Source organism: Mesorhizobium sp. M0051 (assembly GCF_040323235.1).
GTDB lineage: Bacteria > Pseudomonadota > Alphaproteobacteria > Rhizobiales > Rhizobiaceae > Mesorhizobium.
In genome coordinates, this window is sequence record NZ_JAMYUT010000098.1 from 1 (window position 1) to 846 (window position 846).

Genomic DNA, 846 nt, shown 5'->3' on the forward strand with positions numbered 1-846 from the left:
CAATGGTTGGAACAGAAGAGGCATTCGCCAGTTTGCTGGCATGCAGTCGGTGTTCGAACAAATTGCGCGGTCGCTGAAAAAGCGGAGAGCCATGCTGTTTGTTGGCGCTGGAGTGTCGATGAGCGTCGGCTTGCCACCGTGGAGAAAACTCATCGAGCACATGGCAGATGATCTCGGCCTGGACGACCAGACGGTCGGCATGCCTGACACGACCTACCAGGCGCTTGCCGAATACTACCGCCTCAAGCATGGCAGCATCGGCCCCCTGCGCAGCTGGATGGACCGCGAGTGGAGCGTTTCTCGGGACAAGGTAAAGCGATCGGAGATCCACAAGCTGATCGTGTCGCTCGATTTCCCGATCATCTACACCACCAATTACGATCGAAACCTGGAAGCTGCTTTCGAGATCTATGGCCGGCCGTTCGTCAAAATCGCCAACGCGAAAGACATCGCCAAAGTCAACGGCGACCTGACACAGATCATCAAATACCATGGCGATTTTGACGACGACACTTCCCTTGTGTTGGCAGAGACGGACTATTTTGACCGGCTTTCCTTCGACTCACCACTTGATGTGAAATTCCGGGCAGATGCACTGGGGCGCACCATCCTGTTCATCGGCTACAGCATGTCGGATATGAACATCCGTCTGCTGCTGCACCGTCTGTGGCAGACCTGGCGCCTATCGGGTTACGAGCGGGACCGTCCAAAGTCATTCGTGTTCATGCCGGGCCCGAACGTGGTTCAGGAGGCGGTCCTCGGACGCTGGGGGCTCAACGTCGTGGCTGGGGACGATGAGGATCCGCAGCAGAGCTTGGCAGCTTTTCTCAGCAACATCGCCGAAGC

At 57.0% G+C, this 846-nt stretch carries 1 protein-coding gene; it reads left to right on the plus strand.

Translation table 11 applies throughout. The features are described 5' to 3' along the window. Positions 1-40: 40 nt before the first annotated feature. The coding region (locus NKJ90_RS33395; protein WP_352487782.1) for an SIR2 family NAD-dependent protein deacylase at positions 41-846 on the plus strand (806 nt) is incomplete at its 3' end.